The organism is Mangrovivirga halotolerans, assembly GCF_026241165.1.
In the GTDB taxonomy this organism is placed as follows: domain Bacteria; phylum Bacteroidota; class Bacteroidia; order Cytophagales; family Cyclobacteriaceae; genus Mangrovivirga; species Mangrovivirga halotolerans.
The window spans coordinates 133,284-154,979 of the sequence record NZ_JAPFQN010000009.1; the positions used below are offsets into that span (position 1 = coordinate 133,284).

Here is a 21,696-nt window from a genome sequence, read left to right on the forward strand (position 1 = left end):
TTTTATAGAATAATAACACTGTCATGACAGATAAAGAAAAAAATGAGCTAGCTGGTGAGGATTCAAAACAAGAGAATCCTGTGAATGAGACTCAGGAGAGTCCGTTAGAAACTAAAGCTGAAGATCAAAAAGAAGAAGAGAAGGAAATTCCCGAATCTGAAGAAAAGCAGAAAGAGGAGCCCGTTTCAGAAAGTAAGAAAGAAGAAACGGATTCTTCTGCATCAGATCAACCGGAAAATTCTGATGATCAGGATGAGGATGATGATCACGATGATGATCATGAAGAGGAAGATGATGATCACGAAGAGGAGATTGATTATCACAATCTTTCAAAGGAAGAGCTACTTAAAGTAGTAAAAGATCTTTCAGCAATTGATAATATGGCTAAAATAGGTCGTGTTCTCAAAGAAGTTGTTCCTATCTATGAAGAATATAAAGATAAAGAACGACAGGAAGCGTTGGATAAATTTATTGAAGAGGGTGGAGAAGAAGACGGCTTTGATTATAAATATGACAAGGTAACTGAGGAATTTGATGCGACAGTTCAGTTACTTAAAGACCGCAGGTCTAAGCATTACCGTTCTCAAAAAGAGCAAAAGCAAAAAAACCTTGATAAGAAGAATGAGATTCTTGAGAGATTAAGAGAGATCGTTGACAGTGAAGAGACCAATGTTAGCATCAATAAGTTAAAAGAAATTCAAACAGAGTGGAAAGAGGTTGGTCCGGTACCTGGAGGATCAGCAAAATCACTCTGGGCAAATTATAATGCATTAATCGACCGCTTCTACGATAACAGAAGTATTTACTTTGAGCTTAAAGAGCTTGATAGAAAGAGAAATCAGACGCTCAAGGAAGATCTTATCAAAAGGGCAGAAGCACTTGAGACTGTAGAGATTCTGAAAGATGCTATAGCAGAGCTAAATGAACTTCACGAAGAATATAAGCATGTAGGGCCGGTTCCAAAAGAGGTTCAGGAAGACCTTTGGACTCGATTTAAAGCTGCTTCTGATAAGGTTTACATGCGTCGTAAAGATTATGTTGAGCAGCTTAAAAAAGATCTTAGCGAAAACCTGGAAAAGAAGCTTGCATTGGTAGAGAAAGTTAAGCCTTTTGCTGAGTTTAGTTCAGACAGGATTAACGACTGGAATGCTAAGACCAAAGAAATTCTGGCAATACAGAAAGAATGGGATTCTATTGGTGGTATGCCTAGAAATAAAGCCAAGGAAGTAAATAAAGAATTCTGGGGATCTTTTAAATCCTTTTTTAACAGTAAGGGTAAATTCTTTAAAGAACTTGAAAAAGAAAGAAAAGAAAATCTTAAGCTTAAAGAAGATCTCGTTACCAGGGCAGAAGAATTAAAGGATAGCACTGATTGGCAACAGACAGCTGCAGAGATGAAAAAGCTACAGGCAGAGTGGAAAAAAGTCGGTCCTGTTCCCCAAAAGGTAAGAGAAGAAGTATTTAAGAAATTCAAAGCCGCTTGTGATACCTTTTTCCAAAACAGGAGAGAGCAAAACAAACAGTTTGACCAGAATTACGAAAAGAATCTTGAAGCTAAAGAAAAGGTAATTTCTGAGATCCATGATATGAGGGAGAAAGATCTCAATGACATAGATAAGCTTGAAGATAAAATGGATGACTTTTTTGAGATTGGCTTTGTTCCAAAGAAAGATATTAAAGCTACTCTAGATAAATTTATTCATGCTATTGACCAGTATCTCGATGAAAGCACAGAAATAGATTCAGAGGAGGCTGCCAGAGTCAAGATGGTTGCTCGCTTTGGAAATATGAAGGGTGATAAAGCTGAGAGAAAGATGGTCAGAAAAGAAGGGGCGATCAGAAGACAGATCAGTAAGCTACAGGATGACATTGTTAATTGGAAAAATAATATGTCATTTTTTGCTTCTTCAAAGACAGCAGATAAGTTGTTAAAAGACTTTGAAGATAAGATCGAACAAGCTGAAGAAAAGATTATAGAATTAAAGGAACAGCTTCGTGTATTGCAAGATCTTGAAAATGAGGCTAATCCTGATTGATGAAAAAAATACTTAAATTTTTTTAAAAAAAAGGTTGGTCAGTTAAGAATAGCTTACATATATTTGCATCGCATTTGAGCAACAAGGAACGCCCCCATAGCTCAGCTGGCCAGAGCAACTGACTTGTAATCAGTAGGTCGTTGGTTCGAATCCGACTGGGGGCTCATAAAATAAGAAAAGAGGACGAAAGAAGCGAGAGCGAAATTCGGCCTCTTTTTTTATTTCTTCACACTATCAACCTCAAACTTCACACTTACCAATGTTTGACTTTCAAAAATTAACTGTTTACCAAAAGGGTAAATTGTTTGTCCAGGGAATCGATGAATTGTTAGAGCAGAATAAATTTCACAGATCAGTAAACGATCAATTAAAAAGGGCTTCATTAAGTATCATATTAAATATTGCAGAAGGAAGCTCCAGGTTTAGTTTAAAAGAGAAGAAACATTATGCAGTTATTTCAAGAGGAAGTGCTTTTGAATGTGTGGCAGTTTTGGAGTACTTATATGATTCAGGTAAAATAGATAAATCAAAATATGATATGCATTTATCTCAGTTGGAGGAGTTGTCAAGAATGTTGTTTGCGATGATCAAGAGATTTGATACTAATGGTAAGCTGATGAAAAAATAATAGTAATAATCCGACTGGGGGCTCACAAAATAAGAAAAGAGGACGAAAGAAGCGAGAGCGAAATTCGGCCTCTTTTTTTATTTCTTCACACTATCAACCTCAAACTTCACACTTCGAAATGTTTGATTTTAATCGTCCTCGGTTGCAACGAGGATGTGTGAGAAGGGCAATTGTATTGCCTGGAATGTAGTCATAAGAAAGGATCAAGAATGAAAAGCAGCGTTACAAACGCTGGTCTCAATAACAACCTCGTTACGCTTCGCTAAACAAGGTCGATGGAACAAATTTTAAATATTTGGCCTACAGAGAAACAATCGTCCTCGTTTGCAACGAGGATGTGTGAGAAGGGCAATTGTATTGCCTGGAATGTAGTCATAAGAAAGGATCAAGTATGAAAAGCAGCGTTACAAACGCTGGTCTCAATAACAACCTCGTTACGCTTCGCTAAACAAGGTCGATGGAACAAAATTTAAATATTTGGCCTACAGAGAAACAATCGTCCTCGTTTGCAACGAGGATGTGTGAGGTTGGCGATTTTATCGCCATTTAAATAACAATTATATCTAATAAACCATTAGAATTGATATAGTCTCGTGCACTGCTGTATCGATAATCTTCTGGCTCATCTACCAAGCCATTTCTAAGAGGGTTTTCATGGATATAATGAATCTTTTCCCAAATATCTATAGAAGAATCAATTTCAATACAATGATTGGAATCTTTCCATATTTTATAATTCCTGGCCCTTTGAGTCTTTCTTGCCTGAAAACTAAATCTATCTAATAACCATTCTCTTCTGCTTTCATTAATTCTATTAATCTCTTTAACAATTTCTTTTGAAGTGAACTTCTTGAAATCTCTTAGGAAATTAGAAAATTTATGTGGGGGAGATACCGATCCAATTAAATGGATATGATTAGACATTATAACCCAGCTATATAATTCTAATCCTTTAGACGAAATACAATATTTAAGAGATTCAACAATAATATCTCTATATTCCATTCTTGTAAATATATCAATCCAATCCACTACAGTGATTGTGCAAAAATGAATTCCGTTTTGATCAGTAATCTTATATCTATCTCCAGACATTAATATTTATATTCCTTACCGATCTAAATTTAAGATCTAATAAATTATTCAGGAAAATATAAACGTTTAAAAAACAGCGTTACAAACGCTGGTCTCAATAACAACCTCGTTACGCTTCGCTAAACAAGGCCGATGGATTACAAATCCTATGATAACAGTACGACATTGCAAATGTCGAACAGCTACTTTTTAGCTTTCAATTTCTTTCTTTATGTGATCAATGACTTCGTTCCACGGTTCGTCACCCATCTTTTTTCTTGCTTCCTTATTGGCTTCAATGAGTAATTCCAATGCCTTCTTTTTATCCTGATCAACTCCCAGTCCATTATAGTAATAGAAGGCCAGGTCAGCTTTGGCAACGAAATTACCCAGTTCAATGGCTTTGTTTACTGCATCAATAGCTTTTTGGGGATCGTGAGATCCATTATCTTCAGACATGTAGATCTTTGATAATTTTAAATAAGCTCTGTCTGAAAATCGTTCATTCCGGGTTAACTCTTCTAATAGGGAAGTAGCAAACGTGATGTCTTCGGGTTTATTATCGATAATAAAATCAGCTAACTCATATTTCTCATCCTGGTCACCTAATTCTATTGATCTCTTTCTCCATTTAATTACCTCTTCAATGTCAATATCATCCTGAAAAGAATAATAATCAGCCAGTTCAGCAGCGGCCTCCGGATGCCCGGCTTCAGCTGCTTCTTTTAACAATTCAGCTGCATATTCATTTAGTTCTTCAGAATAGTCATCATCGTAAGGGGAAGTCATCAAACTGAAGGCATACCAATAAACTGACCCGGGATGATCTTTTATAGCCGAAATATCTGCAGATTTATAATTATTACTATTGGTCTCGGAGATCAATTCATTCGTCTTTTCGAATAATTCAAAATCTTTAATTGAAAATGTAAAAAACGGTTTGCCAAAACTTTCATCAGCCATGAAAATATTATGTGGTGGCTGATGGGTTGTTTTATAAAATAAATACTGCCCGTCCTCATTATCTGCAATGGCAAACTCATCCTTATCAAGAATGTGGTCTCGTATCAAGTCTTCTGTTCTTCTTACAGCCTCATCTATAGGCCAAAAGTTCCAGTCCTCGATCTTAAAGAATATTTTAAAACCATTTTTTGAATTATTATCTATGAATTCAAGGTATTCAGCCGGTAATTTGTCAGTCATAATTTAATTTGTTGATTCAACGAAATTTTTAAAGCTGTCCATATACCTTGCAGTTTGTCTTTTAAAGCTACCTGGCATAAACCATCCCATCAATTTCATAAAGCCTTTTAATTGGAATTCCTGTTCAGAAATATATCTGGTTTTATTTTCCGAGATCTTCTGAAATCGATGAGTATTCTTGTTGACTACTCCATTGGCAACATAAGTTCCGGAAAATTCATCTGGTAGATTTCTTCTTGTAATTGTTTCAATCATTTCAATTTCCCGGCTATTCATATTAAATACTAATTTAGCTTTTGCTCCTTCTTCTCCGGGTGTTCCGCTAATATGCTCATAACTTTTTAACCCGTCCATCCATTTATCCATATTGTCAGGGTTATCAAATTTCGCTACAACTTCATGTAGGGGCTTGTTAATAGTTTTTTCAATCATATATTTCATAATCCCTGGTGGTAATTATCCTATAAATTAATCAATATAGCCTACTATTTTATTATTTTCCCAATTAAACATTGGTCCCTGCATAATAATCCATGAAATGTATCCACCAGTCCCAATTATTGGCATCATACATAAGCAAATGCTGGACAATAATGAATATTAGTGCCGGAAGATAGGTGAATTTTATTTCTGTGGCCTTCCTTTCCCTGAATAATATAATTAGAATAGCTAACTCAATCACGAGGTAGGAGTAAGTCAGAGCTGAATTAAAACCGCCGGCAAGATTTAAAACGAAGAAAACTCTGGTCAATGCAGGTATTAGTGGAGCAAATATGGTGCAGACCATAAATCGGGCATGCAATTTTAATTTTTTTCTATAGTATATACCCAGGGAATAAAAACCTATAAATGCGACCAGGGTAGTTGCATCGATAAAAGCAAGTTTATAGACAGTTTGAGGAGGATAATTATCCTGATTAAGAATCATATTTTTCATCATTATTGAGCCTGCAACGACGATGACAGGTACGAGAATCAAAGAAGTCCAGCCAATAATCCGGTGAGCTTTTAGTTTGTCAAACCGATAGGTTAGAGGTTGGATTATTAGTAAGATCATCCAGAGCGTTGCACTAATTCCATGTACATGATATACCCATGTAAAAGTAGAAAACCTTGAAGTGACTGATTGTGAAAAACCAATGATCACTGCCAATAATCCCAATGATAGAAATAGGAATGAGTTTTTGTAAAATCTCTTACTAATGTAGATAGAATCGTTGGACATTATTTGATTGGATGTTTTAGGATAATATACGGCCTAACTATTTGATTATCAAATTGATTTTAATGAAGAATTGATAGCTGATGCCGGTGTCCTGTATCAAAATTTCCTATCCGTAAAGTATTTCGATAAAGTGTGGGGATTAAAAAATTAAACAATAGATAGAATATGTGAATATTAAGGAATGATTATTAACAAAAATATTAGTGACTTCATGTTAATATATATTCGAAACCGTTATTAATATTTTGTTGAAATAATTACACCAGAAAATGCCGAAAATTTGTCTTAAATTTATTATTTTAAATAATAATCAAATTCAATAATAAGAAATTCATTAATAGATACAGAGCAGGATTTTAAATAATAACCGGCTTTGGGATATAAAAAGAATGGGTTTCTATTTAATATAAATCATTTGTTACAACCTGGAATTTAGGGGAATTTTAATCAGATTATCATGAATATTAATCACATGTACAAAGCTTTTTGTTTCTCAATTTTAGTTATGTTGGGCTGGGGCTGTGGCAGTAGTATTACTTATCCGGCAATATCAGAAACTGATGCAGAGAATTACCATCCTGGTCAATTCGTATGGCATGATCTTGCTACGTCAAACCCAACAGGGGCTATGAAGTTTTATGGAGATGTCTTTGGTTGGGAATTTGAGACTTTGGGCAGTGGTGATGATCTTTACCATGTGGTAAAAAATCAAGGAAAACCAATTGGAGGAATTTTTCAACTGGCAGAGAAATATGGAGATAAAAGCGAATGGCTTGGATCTATTTCTGTTCTGGATTTGAATGCCGCTGTAACTTATAATGAAGTTAGAGGAGGCAAGACCATATTTCAGATTTCTGAATTCAACGGCAGGGGAAAAACAGCTTTGGTTCAGGATCCCCAGGGAGCTATTGTAGCCTTGTTAAGATCATCTACTGGTGATCCGGAGATCGGGCCGGGTATGAACAACGGATGGTTATGGAATGAACTCTGGACAACAGATCTAGACTCGTCCCTTGACTTTTATAAAGGACTAGTTCAATATAATGCAGAAAAGGTAGAGCAGGCTAAAGCTCCATACTACATATTTTCCAGGGATGACAAAAAACTTAGCGGAGTTATTAAAAATCCAATACGAGAAGGAAGGAGTGCCTGGATGCCGTATATAAAAGTAGAAAATGTTGACGAGGTTGTGGCAAAAGCGGAAGCAGCCGGAGCATATATTATGATGAAGCCGGACAAAGGAATTAGAAATGGGAAAGTGGCAGTATTGATAGATCCCCTGGGAGCACAACTTACAGTTCAGGAATGGCCTATAGAAAATTAATAATAAAACAGTCATGAGATTTAAAAAGAAAAGAATAGTCTTCGCATTTATTCTATTGATAATACTTACACTAAGTGGTTGTTCCAATATGAGATGGGGCACCAGTGCAGGAGTAAGTATGGATTTTGGTCCTAATGGTCCAAGGGTAAGGCCTCATATGGATGTAGATCTTTATAGCGGGGGTAGATTTTAGGTTTGATTTGACTAAAAGCTAAGGGCATCAGTATTAATAGAAACTTCACGTTTACACCATGTGATGTACATGGCCAAAGCAGCTGTTTAACACGTTTATCTCATGTATGGTTGGTTTAACCTGCTGTTAAATGCCTTCTAATTCAAGACCGGATAGTTAATAAAAATTTATAGAATTTTAGTTGCTTTATAATATATTGCGCTAATTATAAAGAAGTATTAGAATTCTATATATTCTATCTAAGAGCAACATTTTTTTACCATGACAAAATTATTTTTTTCTGTAATGCTATTCATGACCGTAGGTTTGATATATGGTCAGAAACAAAATGAAACCTTAAGCCAGATTTTACAACGGTTAGATACGATTAAAACAGCCACTTATTTAAGCAAATCTTCAAGAAGTGCCCCAGGTGATACAACTGTTTTCCATACTACTGAGAAATTTGTATCAATGTTTATAAATCCAAAAGATACCATCTTAGGAGCGGCTTTTACACGATCTTCTATTGATGACCACAATCAGTATGAGTATTGCTATGATGGAAATTATGGGGTAGAATTTGATTGGGAAAACAGGGTGGTAAAGATTGATACTTTTACTTCAAGATATGGAAGACCAATTGCTCCATTTTTCGTAAAAATAAAATCATTGATTCAGTATACTCAAGACAATATTGATAGTGCTGAAGTAAAATATACTGAGTATAAAGATTCCATTCAAATAGATATTTCTTTTAAGGATAAGATAGTTGAATTTATAAGCCTGCAGCCATTTGTAAAACAATTTGACGGGAAAAAATCAAGGTATGTTATAGTGGTAGATAAAAACTTCCTGCCATACAAATTTGTGAGAAAAATGCCCCATCAGACAAGTTGGGAAACTTGTAAGGATATAAACATATCAAAGCACATTGATTTTGAATTCAGTTCAATGCAACAGATTTCTGCTGATTTTAAAATAAAGGGTAGAGAATTCAGAAAGGATAAGACATATGATCTTGAGAATACAAAAGCACCATCCTGGAAGCTCAAAGAAATTCACGGGGATAGCATTTCATTAGATGAGATAAAACAAAAAATAGTATTAATTCAATTTACAGGAATTGGTTGTGGACCTTGCCATAAATCTATTCCATTTCTAAAAAAATTAGCAGACGAATATAAAGACAAAAACTTTGAACTGGTTTCTGTTGAAACCTGGAGTGATAATGTTTCCGGAATTGGTCGGTATAAGGATAGAAACGAACTTAATTACAGATTTTTGGTATCCAACAAGAAGACCAGTGAACAATATAAGATTCAAGGAGTACCTGTTTTTTTCATTCTTGATGAAGACAGAGTGATTAAAAAAGTAGTAATTGGATATACAACGGAAAAGACAGATAAAGAAATTACAAGAATAATTGAGGAATTGCTGTTATAGTATATGTACTTGTAATTTGCGATACCTAAAGATATATGTTTTTGTTCTGGGTATGCTTAGATCGGGATAATTAAAAATTAATAAAATATGAATTTTGAACTCATTTCATTTTTAACAGTAGATTTATTAAGTTGAAAGAAAATGCCCAATAAAATGAAACATCTTATAACAGCAATTCTTATATCAGGATTATTGTTTTCCTGTAATTCATCAAGTGAATCGGAGACTGAAACAGAAGACACCACTTCTGTAGATATGGTGTCAGAGAAATTAACATCTGATACCGACAAACAATTTAAGCCCATCGAAACGGAAGAAGCTCTAATAGCAACCTCATTAATGGCTGCACCTAAAGATAGTCGTTCAGGATGTAAGGTGATAGGTTATAATATGGAGGGTGAATTTGTGACTTTCAGAGAAGGAGAAAATGAGTTTATTGTACTAGCAGATAATCCCAATAAAGAAGGCTTCAATGCAGCCTGTTATCACAAAGACCTGGAGCCTTTCATGGCAAGAGGAAGAGAATTAAGGGCAGAAGGAAAGACCAGGGATGAAATTTTTGAAATCCGTGGTGAAGAAATGGAATCAGGTAAACTTAAAATAACTCCCGGATTAACTCTGCATATATATTACGGTCCTAATGAAACGTATAATCCTGAAACATACGAAGTAGAGGATGCGCGACTTCGCTATGTAGTATATATGCCTTATGCTACACAAGAATCTACCGGATTACCTAAATCACCATCAGCACCTAATCATCCATGGATAATGGAGCCGGGAACTCATAGAGCACATATTATGATATCGCCTTTATCGAAGGATGATAAATAGTATAGGAGGATTTTAATTAAAGTTTGACAATGCATATCCCAACAATATCTGGTAAGATTGAAAGACGGATTTTAATAAACTATCAGGTTGATAAAGATGTATTGTCAGACTTTTTACCTGAGCCTTTTAAACCAAAGCTTGTCAATGGTAAAGGAATAGCCGGGATCTGTTTGATCAGACTTAAGGAAATCAGGCCAAAAGGACTTCCAAAGCAAATTGGAATCTCATCGGAAAACGGAGCTCATCGAATTGCGGTCCAGTGGACTGAAAATGGTAAACAGAAAGAAGGAGTTTATATTCCCAGACGAGATACATCTTCCAAACTAAATTCAATGGCTGGTGGAACCATATTTCCCGGGATACACCATTTGGCTGACTTCAAAGTGAATGAATCTAATGGGATTTATGAAGTTTCATTTGTAAGTAATGATAAAACTTCAATATCAATTCGGGCTAAAGAAACAAATGCCTGGAATGAAGAAAGCGTCTTTGATAATTTAGAATGCGTGTCAGATTTTTTTGAGAAGGGAGCTGTGGGGTTTTCACCTGAAAGAGATAACAATAGTTTCGATGGCCTAAAGCTGAAAGCCATTAATTGGAAGGTGACTCCATTGGAAGTGGAAGAAGTCAAATCAAGCTTTTTTCAGAATCTGGATATATTTCCCGAAGGTTCAGTGAAGTTCGACAATGCCTTATTAATGAAAGATATTGAACACGAATGGATCGGGCTGGATAAAATTAAGACCCATAATAGCTTTTAATGGGTAAGTTTGGTATTAAAACTCCTTGAACTATTTTTCAACCTCAAACGGTAATAATATTAAAAAAAATAAGACTATTCGTTGAATTAATTTGTCCCTGGAAACCTTCTCATTAAAGAAATATTTATTATTTAAACCATAGCTTTTTGAGTTGAAATAATATATTTTTGACTTATAACGTGCCTTATGAAGTGCTTTCATGGGCTTTATTATTCAACCAAAACATCTGGCGACGAAGGTATATTTTAATATTGGATATGCTTTTGTCATTATAAACACTATTAACTATGAGTAAAAAAATCACCTCAATTTTTCTGATCTATTTTTTGCAATTTATTATAACCTCTTGTTGTAATTGTGATCCGGTTTTAACGTATGAAAAGACTTATAATGGGGTAGAAATTAAATCCTGGGATACATCGGGATTCAGACCTGTTTCTTCTGCAGATACAGTCTATAAAAATTCTTTTGGTATAACTGTTGAGACAATTTTTGATTTAAATGAGGTAGCCTATAACCAACCTGCATTCGATCTGAGTTCGTTTGGTTATTCATCTGCATATGCAACATCTTGTGATTGTCTGCCTCATAAATATATTGATACTGATCCTATTATACTGATAGTCATCCAGGTGACAGATACCGAAACTCAGGAAACGATCAATGTTACCAATAATTTTACTATTCCGGGTTACGGAGGAGAATCTTTATCTATTAATGACCTGTTTGAACAGAACCCTATGATGCTAGAAGCTTTTCAAGCAGATATGACTAAAATAGATAATATTCCTGATAAAGCTATTTTTACAGTTAAATACTATCTTGAGTCTGGCGCTGAACTCGTTGATCAAACTCAGGAAATAATATTTCAATAAATCCTGAATCACTGCTGACATGTATTTACTAAAAGGTACTAAGTCAGGCTAACGTTGAACATTTGACATCGGGATACATCCTAAAGAGTACAATCTTAAAGAAAAATAAAAAGCTGCCCGTCCAGGCAGCTTTTTTTATCTATCGAAATAAATAAAGATTATCTTTATCTATTTATAAATCATTTTTATTGAGCGCACTCAAGATTGGGTTTTGGTTTTGACCAGCTTTCAGCTTGATTTGCAAAATTAGTACATGAAGTTACCTGACTAACATCCCAGGATGATAAATCCTGATTGAATTTTATTGCATCCTGAAACATCAATACCATATTTTCTACTTTACCTACATTCCATGATGATAGATCCTGATCAAAAGATTTTGCATTTTCGAACATAGCATTCATTGTAGTTACATTACTCACGTCCCAATTTGACAGATCTTGATTGAAAGATTCTGCTCCATCAAACATTCCTTTCATACTAGTTACATTGCTTACATCCCAGGATGATATATCTGAGTTAAATGTAGAATTACTAAGGAATAAGTCTTCCATACTAGTGACTTTCGTTGTAATAACCTTAGTCATATCTTCGGAATAATATGTCATCGATTTTAATCTCGAGTTATCAACGATCTCATACATCTCGCCATTGTATGGATATTTTAATCCAATCTTAGCTTCTTGCTCACAATATAGTGTAACGCCATTTTCTGCTAATTTGATTATTCCATTACCATCAATAAATTGAGCTTTAATATTCATGTTTCGATTGATAGTAACTGATAGCGGGTTTTCAATTGTGTTAACATCTCCAGACCACCCATGAAATATATAACCTTCTTCAGGAGTTGCGGTTATCTCAACTTTTTCACCAAATGTAACCTCTTTGGTTGATAAAGAAACTGATCCTGGTCCATTTACCTCTGCAGTAAAAGTATAAGTGGATTTTGTGAAATTAGCTGTGATATTAAGATCCTTATCCATTGTTAAAACCAAAGGGTTGTCACTTGAGTTGATGTCACCCGTCCAGCCGGTGAATTCAGACCCTAATTCAGGGGTTGCCGTCACCTCGATTGTTTCACCTGACTTAACTTTTTTTGAATTAGGATTTACACTTCCAGATCCCTCAGCTTGTGTTGTTAATGTGTAAGAAATAATAGCTGCTTCTTCATCTTTACAGCTCGATACACCCAGTATTAGGGCAAATAAAAAAAAGTAATACTTGTTCATCAATGTGTTTGTTTTGATTTTTAATTATAGTTGACTTGGCAATAAGTACAGCTTTTTATATTTGGATTAAAAAACTGATTAATGCTCGATTACGATTAAAGCTTATTTTGTTTTAGTTGAAAACCCTTAAAAAAAATATTGACGGCAAATGTAATATTTAACCCGGAAATGAAAAATGTTTTTGAAGAATAATTGAAAATAAGATTTCCCCCTAAGATTTTACTATTCAGGTTTAATTTCAGTTTATGTTTTTATGCTTAAAAGTAAAACGCTACCAGACAACCCCAATTGTATTGAATTATAAAAGATAACATTATGTGCGTAATAAAATTCCGGGTCTGTTATTCAGTTAAAATGAGAAACAAAGTACCTCTATAGTTAATGATGATCCTTATTTTATTGTTGTACAGATTAAAAATAATCAACAACAATTTGTTTATAGTTATACCTTTTTATAGAATTGTTTTAGGTCACATCTATGAAATATAAATGAATATATTAGATACATTCTTGCAAGTTCGTGAGAAAGACAGAAGCATTATTCAGATAATTGGTTGGTGGGAGGTAAGAAGGATTCTATACAACCTAATTGTATTAGTGTGTGGAGTTATTTCTCTGTTAATAATGTCAGTTCTTACAGATTTAGATGCAGGAGAGGAGCTGCAGGAGCCACTAGCAATAATTTCGTTCGCCATTCTTTGTAATTTGGGATATTCGTTGGGGTGGTTAACTGAGATATTTATGAAGAGAACTAAAACCTATGGGCCAAGAATGTTTAAAGCGGGACTGTATTTCACCTTGTTCTGGGTTTTTATTCCTGCAATTATGCATATTATTTTTTGGGTAGGGCGTGGCTTTGAAAAACTGAATTAAAATCAAAATGAGTGTAGAAAAAGCATATAATTCCTGGGCTGCTCAATATGATGGCAATGAAAACAAAACTCGTGATCTGGATGCTATAGCAACTATTGAAACCTTATCGAAGTATCAGTTTAAAAATGTACTTGAACTTGGGTGTGGTACCGGAAAAAACACCCAATGGTTATTAACAAAGGCTGAACGAATAATCGGGCTTGATTTTTCTCAGGAAATGTTAAATAAAGCCCAAAAGAAAATAACCGGTAATAGAGTAGAATTTAAAAGAGCAGATCTCAACAAGAAATGGGAAATCGAAAATCAATTTGCAGACCTGGTCACTTCAAGTCTTACGCTAGAGCATATTGAAGATTTGAATCACATTTTTGAACAGGCAAATAAGAAACTCGTTAAAAACGGGATATTTTTTATTAGTGAGTTACATCCATTTAAACAATACCTAGGAAGTAAAGCCAAATATACCACAGCAGAAGGAGTGGAGGAATTAGAAGTTTTCACTCATCACATTACTGAGTATACTAAGGGTGCATTGGCAAATGGCTTTGAACTGATAGAAATAAACGAATGGTTTGATGATGAAAACAAGAAAGAACTTCCAAGACTGATATCCTTTGTGTTTAAGAAGAAAAAGTGATCAAAGTTTCCCTGGAATACAATTTTCTATTATTAGTATAAATAACAAATTTTTGTTTTTGAGCTGAAAACAGATATTTTTGGCAAGCCATGTTTTGACATCATTGAAAGTCATGGCCACAAGTCCTGGCAAGCATTACTTGTTCAGGGATTTTTAAGGGATTTATTAACAAGAAGTCCAACGATATTGAATAAAGTATATGGGTAAACAAATGACTCATAATTAATCGTTGGATGTCACATAACCAAACAAAGATGAAACATGTAATTATTTTTTTAGCCGCCGTGCTTTTTTTATCACCGGAAGCTATTGCTCAATCAGATATTGAAAAATTTGTAAAGGAAGGAATTCAGTACCACGATAAAGGTGAGTACGAAAAGGCCATTGAAACCTATGAAAAGGCCTTAGAGCTAAACCCTGAATCTTCCCTGGTTAATTATGAAATTGCATTAAGCTATTTTGAAAAAGGAGATTATAAAGCAGCTCTGCAATATTCAGATGTAGTCCTTAAGCAAAACAAGGATCATATGCTTCCAGCTTATATTATAAAGGGCTCGGCCCTGGATATGCTGGGGAAAACTAAAGAGTCGATTAAGTTATTTAATAAGGCAATTAAAAAATCAGGAGAGCATTTTTTACTTTATTACAATTTGGGATTGAATTATTATAAAATAAATGAACTCGATAATGCTGAAGAAAATATCATCAAAGCTATAGAACTTAACCCAAGTCATTCGAGTAGCCATTTAATTTTAGCAAGTATTCATAATGAGAAAGGTAATACTATTCAAACCTTACTGGCATCGCATTATTTTTTATTATTAGAACCTAATAGTCAAAGGTCACCGGAAGGGTATGCAATACTTCAAAAACGCTTCGGTGGAAATGTAACTAAGGATGAGAATGAGGTGAAAACCATTAATATCATGCTTTCATCAAATGATGACAGTCAAATGGGAGCGGCAGAATTAATGGTTTCAATGCTTGAGGCATCTAAATCATTAGATGAGAATAAGGGAAAGACAGATGACGAAATGTTTGTTCAAAATACTGAGAAATTTTTCAAAATACTGGGAGAGCTAAGAGAGAAAAAAAATAAGGAGATCTGGTGGAACTTTTATACTCCATTATTTTATGAAATAGCAAAAAGTGAACACCTGGAGGCTTATTGCAAATACATCACACAGAGCGGTAATGAAAATTCAAAAAAATGGCTTTTAGAAAATCCGGATCAACTTAAAGCGTTTGGTGACTGGTTGAAAAAGAATTAATGGTATATTTAATAAGTTCTATTACACTCGCCATTATCAATAAACATCTAATTTAAATTGATTGAAAGCATTTGTGCCTTCATCAGCAGATAAATTATTAAGAAAATGAAAAGATTTGTATTTGTAATAATTCTGGTCGTATTTTTTAGTTCCTGTTGTGATACAAACCAGGAGTGTTGTGGAGATCCGCCTGATCCTCAACTTACTCCGGAAGCAAAATCATGGTTAAGTATCTACCAGGGAAAAGATTATTTTGTCTATGAAAACACGAGCAATCAAAAAGATACTTTGTGGGTGGCTTTTGAAACCGATGTAGAATCTTGCGGTGGTGATGAGTGTGTAAATGGTTGTGAAATAGAAAGAGCTTTACTAAAAACATCCGAAGACTCTACATTAGCTTTTAGCATTGATGCCAGGCTTAATGATTTAATAGCTATTAATGAAAGCCGATTCTCAGGGAATGATTCGACGTTGATTGCAGCTAGTTTGTATTTACAGAATGATTATGTTTCATCTTCTCCTGATTTTACAAACGTTGAATTGGTCACAGATTATTTATTTCAAAATGAAAAAGTGACAATATTAAAAGTAACATGTAAAAATGACGAAAGATGTGAAGGATTCAGAATGCAGTCAATGATCGTATCAAAGGAAATCGGGCTAATAGAATTTACTGATACAGAAGGAGAGAAGTGGATTATTGTAAAGTAAAGGAGGGCTGCTTTTTCAGTAAAGAATTGTAAAGGCTATTAATAGGCACGCGTATTGCTTCGCTACGCTCGCCAGAGGAGTGAATACATTGTATATAAAATGGAGTATCAAATTAAGAACCCGGAACAGAAGAAATATATTATAAAAGTAAAATAAGTATCAGTCTAAGAAACCTGGTAGCTATTATAAATTATAATAATCATAACATAGTTTTAAAAACATCAAGACCTCACTTTAAATTACCCGGTTTAACTATTTTCAAAATCGAATGAAGTAATAACGATGTATATAAACTCCCTCAAAAATATTTCATTCAAAAAAATCAATAGTGCTTTTCAATTGGCCTTTGCTGATTATGAAGTTCATTGGAACAGTGATGAACTTAAGGCCATGCTTTCCAGGAGAGGTTTTGATCCGGAGTTATCATTTGCCGTTTTTGAAGGTGAAGATATTGTTTCATTCATCCTCAACGGAACAGGATATTTCAACAATCAAAAGACAGTCTACGATACCGGTACCGGAACAGTGAAGGAATATCGTGGTAAGGGGTTTGTCTCTGAAATTTTGGAATATTCCCTGCCCTGGCTTAAAAAAAGAAACATCAGACAATATCTTCTTGAAGTTTTGCAACATAACCATAAGGCAATTTCGATATACAAGAATTTTGGATTCGAAATTACCAGGGAATTTAACTTCTTCAGACAAGCTGTAAAAAACATAAATAATAAAGTTCATTACAGAAAACTTCCGGTTCAACTAATAAAAGTTGACCTGAACCCTATACTTTCTGCCACCAACTTTTGGGACTTCCACCCATCATGGCAGAATAGTTTTGAGGCAATTGAAAGGCAAGAAAGTAACTTCAATATCACAGGTGCTTTTATCGAACAAACCTTGATCGGATATAGCGTCTCAGACCCTCATTCTGGTGATCTGATGCAGATCGCAGTAGATAAAAATCACAGAAGACAAGGAGTTGGATCATCATTATTGAATGAGTTCTTAAAGTACAATCATCATAATACAGTAAAGATTATCAATGCCGATTCAGACTGTCTTTCAATGACTAAATTTTTAGAATCAAAGAATATAAATATCAGTGGAAAACAATTTGAGATGATGAAAAAATTGAACTGATAACACTATATCGGAAAAATACAGTGGGTATTAAAATTTTCCCTGAAACGGTAACCATCGATTATTACTCAGAAATTTCAATTTCAACTGTATATCCACTATACTTGATTAATAGCAACAGTCATTTACAGATATCTAATTCATCAATTATGAAATACAATAATAGCTTTCTTATATGCACCCTGGTCTTATTGCTAACCCTCAGTTGCACAAAGAGTAAAGATAACAGGGAAGCAAACAGGGAAGATACCAAGGGGCGGTATGAATTAGTTGCCGACTGGCCAAACCTTCCGGAAGGCCTGGTGTTAGGTAGTCCGGCAGGCTTAGGTCTCGATACGGAGGGTAATCTAATGGTTTTTCACCGATCGAGCAGAAGATGGGATAGAGATACTATTTCAACTCTACCTTTGATACCGGAGAATACCATATCCACCATCGACACAAATACAGGCGAAATATTGAGGTCATGGGGTAAGAATCTGTTTATTATGCCTCATGGACTGGAAGTAGATAATGAAAACAACATTTGGGTTACAGACTGTGGTCTGCACCAGGTTTTTAAATTTGATCAAGAGGGGAATTTATTAATGACCCTTGGTGAAGCACGAATTCCCGGAAGTGATTCCCTGCATTTTAATATGCCAACAGATATCGCAGTTACTCCCGATGGCTCATTTTACATCAGTGATGGATATGGCAACAGTCGGATAATTAAATTTTCTAAGGAAGGAGAATTTTTATACCAATGGGGCGAATTTGGTATTGAAAAGGGTCAATTTAATACACCACATGCTGTTGATTTGGATAAATATGGCAATGTTTATGTTGCAGACAGGGAAAATAACAGAATTCAAAAATTCGATTCTTTGGGGAATTTCATCAATCTATGGCAAAATAAGGTAGCAGAGCAATTGTATTCTGTAACGTTGGACAATAGCAGAGAGCATCTCTTCGGAGTAGATTTCTTTGTTGAAAATGACACCCTGGTAAAAGGCTCAGACATATTTCGGTTTGATCTGGATTTAGAACAACAAGTCCAGTTTGGAAGATCCGGAAATTACGAAGGCACTGTTGCGAGATACCACGACATCCAAATCGATCGATCGGGAAATATTTACACAGGAGACATTTTAAGTAATAAGGTTCAGAAATTCAGACCGACAGCAAGTAAATAAAAGATCAACTCCTTCTCGCTGGAGCTTAGCTATTGTATATCTTCAAATGACTTAAAATTGACAGCATCCAAATTACATATCAAGCCTGTAACACAGAACCGGGATATTCCATTTGATTTACTTGAATTAGCGGATCCGTCAAGGAGTCATATAAATGAATATTTAAAAACCGGTACCTGCTATGTCGCAAAACTGGATACTAAAATAGTGGGAGTGTTAGTTCTGGATGAAATTGACTCTACCCGCATTGAAATAAAAAACATAGCCATTGTAGAATCCGAACAAGGCGAAGGACTAGGTAAAGAACTTTTAAGACATTCAGAAATAATAAGCAGGGAATCAGGTTATGAGAAATTAGTTATTGCAACAGGAAACTCAAGCATTGGGCAACTTGCGCTATACCAAAAGGAAGGATTTGGAATTAAAGAAATTGACAGAGACTTTTTTATTAGAAATTATACTGAACCGATTTTTGAAAATGGAATACAATGTAAACATAAGATTATTTTAGAAAAGGATCTGAAAAGTTAAAGGATACACGATAATTATAACTTTGTAGGAATAAATTTTTTAATCATTCTTATATTAACCTATAAAATGAAATATACAATTAACCTATTTTTTATCCTCTGCCTGACATTCAGTTCATGTGATTGTCGATACCAGCTATCGGGTGTTGTATTAGACCAAAGGTCTGGTAATCCTATCGAGAGTGTTGCAATTGGTAAGACCGATACGGCTGATTTAGATAATCCATTTAATAGAAAAACAATAACTACAAAAAATGGGTCGTATGAAATTAGTGGAGTCGCAGGAAGTTGTAACGAGATTACTATGTATTTCACAAAAACCGGGTATACAACTGAGAAAATAACCCTCCAAAACAATTCAACAGACACGATTTTCCTTCAACCCACCTCCGAGCAAAAGGCTGAACTATTTGATCTCAACAAAGATTTTGACATTGTAGACCTTCAGAAATCAAATGATTATCCATCTTCCGATACAGATACTGCGAAATGTGAAAAATGGACCTTGAGTAAAGCGGAGATAAAAAAGATAATCAACGAATCAAAGCCAATAAACGGACCCGAATGGCATCATTTGTTTGGACATTATCCGTGTAGCATAGACGGTATACTAATACAAAATTCAGCTGAATATGATTATTCCATCAATAGTGGCGCCTGGCTTACAATAAGTTCTTCAGATACAACATTGATGTTTGGAAGTTTTAAAGAAGAAAACAATAAATATTTCCTCGATTCAGCCTGGTCAGAGGAGGAAATGGAAGGGAATGAATAATGTGCCTGAAATGAATGACAATAAAGGTCTTGAAGAGGTGTTTTTATTAACTGACAATTCGGATTTTTCGATAGCTCTCCAGGAAATACTGGTAAAGCGATACAGTGAAAATCCGAGTTCACTTAATGAAGTACAATTGAATTTATTTCTGACTATGCATTTAGAAGATGCAGGCCAGGCAGATAGTATTTTAAGTTTTTTACAAGAAGAGTTTCCGGGATATAAGGAAAGGGTAATAGAATCACTAAATGAAATTGGAGCGATTCAATCGTCAAAAATAATTAAACAAGCCGTTAGTTTATTACCAAAAGACGGTAGCTGGTTTTATGAAAACTCAGATGAGGATGCTGAAAAATTAATGGACCAGCTGGACATTGAATTCTCAAATTATCCTGATGGATCATTAAAAGATTTATATCGGAAATATGCCGAAGAACGCAGAGATCAGTTTTGAAAAATAAAAAATTACCGTGACATTGTAGGTGGCACATTAACCAAATCAGAGGATATTATCAAAAATGAATAAAATGAAGAGCAGTATCATAAAAGGAATTACACTACTAATGTTCTCAAGTCTGATAATCTCTTTTGTAGCATATAAGTCCGGATATTTAGGTGGGTTGAAATCTACGTACCAGGTAAGTCCAAATGGAAGTGCGTTAAACAATCAAACAGGTACTGTTCCCGGTGATGATTCGCTCAAAAGAATAGAAATGATGTCCTCATCCAAAGTGTTGATTTTAAGAGATCACACCATTCAGACTAACGATACTAATGCAGTTCAAACAGATTCAACTAAGAAAATCAACCCATTGATATACAGTTCGAAATCCGGAATCATTTTAAAGCCGGAGGATTATAAAAAACTAAAGAAAGATTCAATATTAATCGATACCCTGATTAGAAAATGACAGGATCGGAACTATATGAAATAATCGAAGCAACCGGGATCAGCCTAGTCTTCCTGATTTTGGTATTTCTGCCAATGGAAAAAGTATTCCCGGCAAAAAGAAACCAAAAGTTCTTCAGACCCAGGTGGATACTGGATTTTTGCTTTTTCCTGGGACAATATCTCCTTTGGAGCGGATTAGTTTTATGGGTTCTGAACTACTTTGGAGAATATTTAACGTCAATTGTGCCCAAATCCTTTCAATCAATAATTAAAAGTCAGCCGTTTATAATTCAAGTATTTGAAGTGCTGTTTTTGAGTGACTTTCTTATTTACTGGGGGCACAGGCTACAGCATAGCGTAGATTTTTTGTGGCGATTTCATAAGGTACATCACAGTGCAGAGCATCTAGATTGGCTGGCTGCACACCGTGAACATCCGCTAGATTCTATTTACACTATTGGATTAATCAATTTACCGGCATTTATCATGGGATTTCCGCTAGAGTCTATTGCCGGTATTATTGCATTTAGAGGAATATGGGCGATATATATTCATTCGAATGTGAGGTTACCCATCGGTCCTTTGAGAGTTTTAATCGGGGCACCGGAGTTACACCACTGGCATCACGATCTGGACAGGAGAGCCGGGAATTATGCCAATATTTCACCCATTATGGATGTGATATTCGGAACCTATAAATGCCCGGATACCGAACCCGAGAAATTCGGAATAAAAGAAGAATCTCCGAACACATATTTAGGGCAAATTATCGAACCCATATTACCTGTTAAAACCTGGAAAAAGATAAAACGAAGACCTGAAAAGCAGTAATAATACGATGAAACCTTTTTATCCGAGACTACTAAAGCATTTAATGATTATAAA

24 protein-coding genes and 1 tRNA gene are annotated in these 21,696 nt (G+C 34.8%); 20 read left to right on the forward strand and 5 right to left on the reverse strand.

Annotated features, from left to right (window positions below; genetic code table 11):
• The first annotated feature begins 23 nt into the window (after positions 1-23).
• From OO013_RS15575 to OO013_RS15585, 3 genes are all read left to right on the forward strand, one after another.
• The gene (locus tag OO013_RS15575; protein ID WP_266057855.1) at positions 24-2,036 is read left to right on the forward strand and encodes a DUF349 domain-containing protein; all 2,013 of its coding nucleotides are present in this window, start codon (positions 24-26) and stop codon (positions 2,034-2,036) included.
• Between the two features lie 90 nt (positions 2,037-2,126).
• Positions 2,127-2,200: transfer RNA gene (locus OO013_RS15580), tRNA-Thr, on the forward strand.
• 95 nt (positions 2,201-2,295) lie between these two features.
• Positions 2,296-2,664 carry a four helix bundle protein gene (locus OO013_RS15585; protein ID WP_266057856.1) on the forward strand — a complete coding sequence of 123 codons (369 nt, stop codon included), beginning with the start codon at positions 2,296-2,298 and terminating at the stop codon, positions 2,662-2,664.
• Between the two features lie 546 nt (positions 2,665-3,210).
• Here OO013_RS15585 and OO013_RS15590 read toward each other — a convergent pair.
• The 4 genes from OO013_RS15590 to OO013_RS15605 form a co-directional block, all read right to left on the reverse strand.
• Positions 3,211-3,759, reverse strand: a complete 549-nt coding sequence (locus OO013_RS15590; RefSeq protein ID WP_266057857.1) for an REP-associated tyrosine transposase — start codon at positions 3,757-3,759, stop codon at positions 3,211-3,213.
• Positions 3,760-3,948: 189 nt separating this feature from the next.
• Complete coding sequence (locus OO013_RS15595) at positions 3,949-4,941, reverse strand: tetratricopeptide repeat protein (RefSeq protein WP_266057858.1); 993 nt, start codon at positions 4,939-4,941, stop codon at positions 3,949-3,951.
• A gap of 3 nt (positions 4,942-4,944) precedes the next feature.
• Positions 4,945-5,382, reverse strand: a complete 438-nt coding sequence (locus tag OO013_RS15600) for an SRPBCC family protein (RefSeq protein ID WP_266057859.1) — start codon at positions 5,380-5,382, stop codon at positions 4,945-4,947.
• Positions 5,383-5,446: 64 nt separating this feature from the next.
• A complete protein-coding gene (locus tag OO013_RS15605) occupies positions 5,447-6,166 on the reverse strand; it encodes a hypothetical protein (protein WP_266057860.1) in 720 nt (239 codons plus the stop codon).
• Between the two features lie 457 nt (positions 6,167-6,623).
• Here OO013_RS15605 and OO013_RS15610 point away from each other — a divergent pair, with 457 nt between their 5' ends.
• The 6 genes from OO013_RS15610 to OO013_RS15635 all read left to right on the forward strand — a co-directional run bounded on the left by OO013_RS15610 (position 6,624) and on the right by OO013_RS15635 (position 11,578).
• Positions 6,624-7,490 carry a VOC family protein gene (locus OO013_RS15610; RefSeq protein WP_266057861.1) on the forward strand — a complete coding sequence of 289 codons (867 nt, stop codon included), beginning with the start codon at positions 6,624-6,626 and terminating at the stop codon, positions 7,488-7,490.
• Between the two features lie 13 nt (positions 7,491-7,503).
• Entirely contained in the window at positions 7,504-7,683 is a 180-nt protein-coding gene (locus OO013_RS15615) for a hypothetical protein (RefSeq protein WP_266057862.1), read from the forward strand.
• A gap of 261 nt (positions 7,684-7,944) precedes the next feature.
• Positions 7,945-9,108 carry a peroxiredoxin family protein gene (locus OO013_RS15620; RefSeq protein ID WP_266057863.1) on the forward strand — a complete coding sequence of 388 codons (1,164 nt, stop codon included), beginning with the start codon at positions 7,945-7,947 and terminating at the stop codon, positions 9,106-9,108.
• A gap of 153 nt (positions 9,109-9,261) precedes the next feature.
• On the forward strand, positions 9,262-9,942 hold the full coding sequence (locus OO013_RS15625) for a hypothetical protein (protein WP_266057864.1): 681 nt from the start codon (positions 9,262-9,264) through the stop codon (positions 9,940-9,942).
• 29 nt (positions 9,943-9,971) lie between these two features.
• Positions 9,972-10,703: a DUF2071 domain-containing protein gene (locus tag OO013_RS15630; protein ID WP_266057865.1), complete on the forward strand. Its 732-nt coding sequence runs from the start codon at positions 9,972-9,974 to the stop codon at positions 10,701-10,703.
• A 287-nt stretch (positions 10,704-10,990) separates the two neighbouring features.
• Positions 10,991-11,578 (forward strand): hypothetical protein, encoded by a 588-nt coding sequence (locus OO013_RS15635; protein ID WP_266057866.1) that lies wholly within the window; start codon positions 10,991-10,993, stop codon positions 11,576-11,578.
• Between the two features lie 185 nt (positions 11,579-11,763).
• On the opposite strand, the gene OO013_RS15640 is transcribed toward OO013_RS15635, so the two are convergent.
• On the reverse strand, positions 11,764-12,810 hold the full coding sequence (locus OO013_RS15640) for a BspA family leucine-rich repeat surface protein (RefSeq protein ID WP_266057867.1): 1,047 nt from the start codon (positions 12,808-12,810) through the stop codon (positions 11,764-11,766).
• 489 nt (positions 12,811-13,299) lie between these two features.
• Between OO013_RS15640 and OO013_RS15645 the strand changes: the two genes are divergently transcribed.
• From OO013_RS15645 to OO013_RS15695, 11 genes are all read left to right on the forward strand, one after another.
• Positions 13,300-13,683, forward strand: coding sequence for a hypothetical protein (locus OO013_RS15645; RefSeq protein ID WP_266057868.1), 384 nt, complete (start codon positions 13,300-13,302; stop codon positions 13,681-13,683).
• A gap of 7 nt (positions 13,684-13,690) precedes the next feature.
• Positions 13,691-14,320 (forward strand): class I SAM-dependent DNA methyltransferase, encoded by a 630-nt coding sequence (locus OO013_RS15650; RefSeq protein ID WP_266057869.1) that lies wholly within the window; start codon positions 13,691-13,693, stop codon positions 14,318-14,320.
• Positions 14,321-14,574: 254 nt separating this feature from the next.
• The gene (locus OO013_RS15655) at positions 14,575-15,591 is read left to right on the forward strand and encodes a tetratricopeptide repeat protein (protein ID WP_266057870.1); all 1,017 of its coding nucleotides are present in this window, start codon (positions 14,575-14,577) and stop codon (positions 15,589-15,591) included.
• A 105-nt stretch (positions 15,592-15,696) separates the two neighbouring features.
• Positions 15,697-16,302 (forward strand): hypothetical protein, encoded by a 606-nt coding sequence (locus OO013_RS15660; RefSeq protein ID WP_266057871.1) that lies wholly within the window; start codon positions 15,697-15,699, stop codon positions 16,300-16,302.
• Positions 16,303-16,584: 282 nt separating this feature from the next.
• Positions 16,585-17,439 (forward strand): GNAT family N-acetyltransferase, encoded by an 855-nt coding sequence (locus OO013_RS15665; RefSeq protein ID WP_266057872.1) that lies wholly within the window; start codon positions 16,585-16,587, stop codon positions 17,437-17,439.
• A 149-nt stretch (positions 17,440-17,588) separates the two neighbouring features.
• Positions 17,589-18,614 carry a peptidyl-alpha-hydroxyglycine alpha-amidating lyase family protein gene (locus OO013_RS15670; protein ID WP_266057873.1) on the forward strand — a complete coding sequence of 342 codons (1,026 nt, stop codon included), beginning with the start codon at positions 17,589-17,591 and terminating at the stop codon, positions 18,612-18,614.
• Between the two features lie 57 nt (positions 18,615-18,671).
• Positions 18,672-19,145, forward strand: coding sequence for a GNAT family N-acetyltransferase (locus OO013_RS15675; RefSeq protein ID WP_266057874.1), 474 nt, complete (start codon positions 18,672-18,674; stop codon positions 19,143-19,145).
• Positions 19,146-19,211: 66 nt separating this feature from the next.
• Positions 19,212-19,919, forward strand: a complete 708-nt coding sequence (locus OO013_RS15680) for a carboxypeptidase-like regulatory domain-containing protein (RefSeq protein WP_266057875.1) — start codon at positions 19,212-19,214, stop codon at positions 19,917-19,919.
• A gap of 10 nt (positions 19,920-19,929) precedes the next feature.
• Positions 19,930-20,373 carry a DMP19 family protein gene (locus OO013_RS15685; protein WP_266057876.1) on the forward strand — a complete coding sequence of 148 codons (444 nt, stop codon included), beginning with the start codon at positions 19,930-19,932 and terminating at the stop codon, positions 20,371-20,373.
• Between the two features lie 73 nt (positions 20,374-20,446).
• The gene (locus OO013_RS15690) at positions 20,447-20,830 is read left to right on the forward strand and encodes a hypothetical protein (protein WP_266057877.1); all 384 of its coding nucleotides are present in this window, start codon (positions 20,447-20,449) and stop codon (positions 20,828-20,830) included.
• Positions 20,827-21,642: a sterol desaturase family protein gene (locus tag OO013_RS15695; protein ID WP_266057878.1), complete on the forward strand. Its 816-nt coding sequence runs from the start codon at positions 20,827-20,829 to the stop codon at positions 21,640-21,642. Before OO013_RS15690 ends, OO013_RS15695 begins: the two co-directional genes overlap by 4 nt.
• The last annotated feature ends 54 nt before the right edge of the window (positions 21,643-21,696 follow it).

What these genes read in the sequence shown, in the direction of transcription:
- OO013_RS15620 (WP_266057863.1), top strand. Translation starts at nt 7,945, where the DNA reads ATGACAAAATTATTTTTTTCTGTAATGCTATTCATGACCGTAGGTTTG.
- OO013_RS15615 (WP_266057862.1), top strand. Translation starts at nt 7,504, where the DNA reads ATGAGATTTAAAAAGAAAAGAATAGTCTTCGCATTTATTCTATTGATA.
- OO013_RS15605 (WP_266057860.1), bottom strand. Translation starts at nt 6,166, where the DNA reads ATGTCCAACGATTCTATCTACATTAGTAAGAGATTTTACAAAAACTCA.
- OO013_RS15660 (WP_266057871.1), top strand. Translation starts at nt 15,697, where the DNA reads ATGAAAAGATTTGTATTTGTAATAATTCTGGTCGTATTTTTTAGTTCC.
- OO013_RS15650 (WP_266057869.1), top strand. Translation starts at nt 13,691, where the DNA reads ATGAGTGTAGAAAAAGCATATAATTCCTGGGCTGCTCAATATGATGGC.
- OO013_RS15595 (WP_266057858.1), bottom strand. Translation starts at nt 4,941, where the DNA reads ATGACTGACAAATTACCGGCTGAATACCTTGAATTCATAGATAATAAT.
- OO013_RS15685 (WP_266057876.1), top strand. Translation starts at nt 19,930, where the DNA reads ATGAATGACAATAAAGGTCTTGAAGAGGTGTTTTTATTAACTGACAAT.
- OO013_RS15695 (WP_266057878.1), top strand. Translation starts at nt 20,827, where the DNA reads ATGACAGGATCGGAACTATATGAAATAATCGAAGCAACCGGGATCAGC.
- OO013_RS15590 (WP_266057857.1), bottom strand. Translation starts at nt 3,759, where the DNA reads ATGTCTGGAGATAGATATAAGATTACTGATCAAAACGGAATTCATTTT.
- OO013_RS15625 (WP_266057864.1), top strand. Translation starts at nt 9,262, where the DNA reads ATGAAACATCTTATAACAGCAATTCTTATATCAGGATTATTGTTTTCC.
- OO013_RS15600 (WP_266057859.1), bottom strand. Translation starts at nt 5,382, where the DNA reads ATGAAATATATGATTGAAAAAACTATTAACAAGCCCCTACATGAAGTT.
- OO013_RS15645 (WP_266057868.1), top strand. Translation starts at nt 13,300, where the DNA reads ATGAATATATTAGATACATTCTTGCAAGTTCGTGAGAAAGACAGAAGC.
- OO013_RS15670 (WP_266057873.1), top strand. Translation starts at nt 17,589, where the DNA reads ATGAAATACAATAATAGCTTTCTTATATGCACCCTGGTCTTATTGCTA.
- OO013_RS15585 (WP_266057856.1), top strand. Translation starts at nt 2,296, where the DNA reads ATGTTTGACTTTCAAAAATTAACTGTTTACCAAAAGGGTAAATTGTTT.
- OO013_RS15690 (WP_266057877.1), top strand. Translation starts at nt 20,447, where the DNA reads ATGAAGAGCAGTATCATAAAAGGAATTACACTACTAATGTTCTCAAGT.
- OO013_RS15630 (WP_266057865.1), top strand. Translation starts at nt 9,972, where the DNA reads ATGCATATCCCAACAATATCTGGTAAGATTGAAAGACGGATTTTAATA.
- OO013_RS15575 (WP_266057855.1), top strand. Translation starts at nt 24, where the DNA reads ATGACAGATAAAGAAAAAAATGAGCTAGCTGGTGAGGATTCAAAACAA.
- OO013_RS15680 (WP_266057875.1), top strand. Translation starts at nt 19,212, where the DNA reads ATGAAATATACAATTAACCTATTTTTTATCCTCTGCCTGACATTCAGT.
- OO013_RS15665 (WP_266057872.1), top strand. Translation starts at nt 16,585, where the DNA reads ATGTATATAAACTCCCTCAAAAATATTTCATTCAAAAAAATCAATAGT.
- OO013_RS15655 (WP_266057870.1), top strand. Translation starts at nt 14,575, where the DNA reads ATGAAACATGTAATTATTTTTTTAGCCGCCGTGCTTTTTTTATCACCG.
- OO013_RS15610 (WP_266057861.1), top strand. Translation starts at nt 6,624, where the DNA reads ATGAATATTAATCACATGTACAAAGCTTTTTGTTTCTCAATTTTAGTT.
- OO013_RS15635 (WP_266057866.1), top strand. Translation starts at nt 10,991, where the DNA reads ATGAGTAAAAAAATCACCTCAATTTTTCTGATCTATTTTTTGCAATTT.
- OO013_RS15640 (WP_266057867.1), bottom strand. Translation starts at nt 12,810, where the DNA reads ATGAACAAGTATTACTTTTTTTTATTTGCCCTAATACTGGGTGTATCG.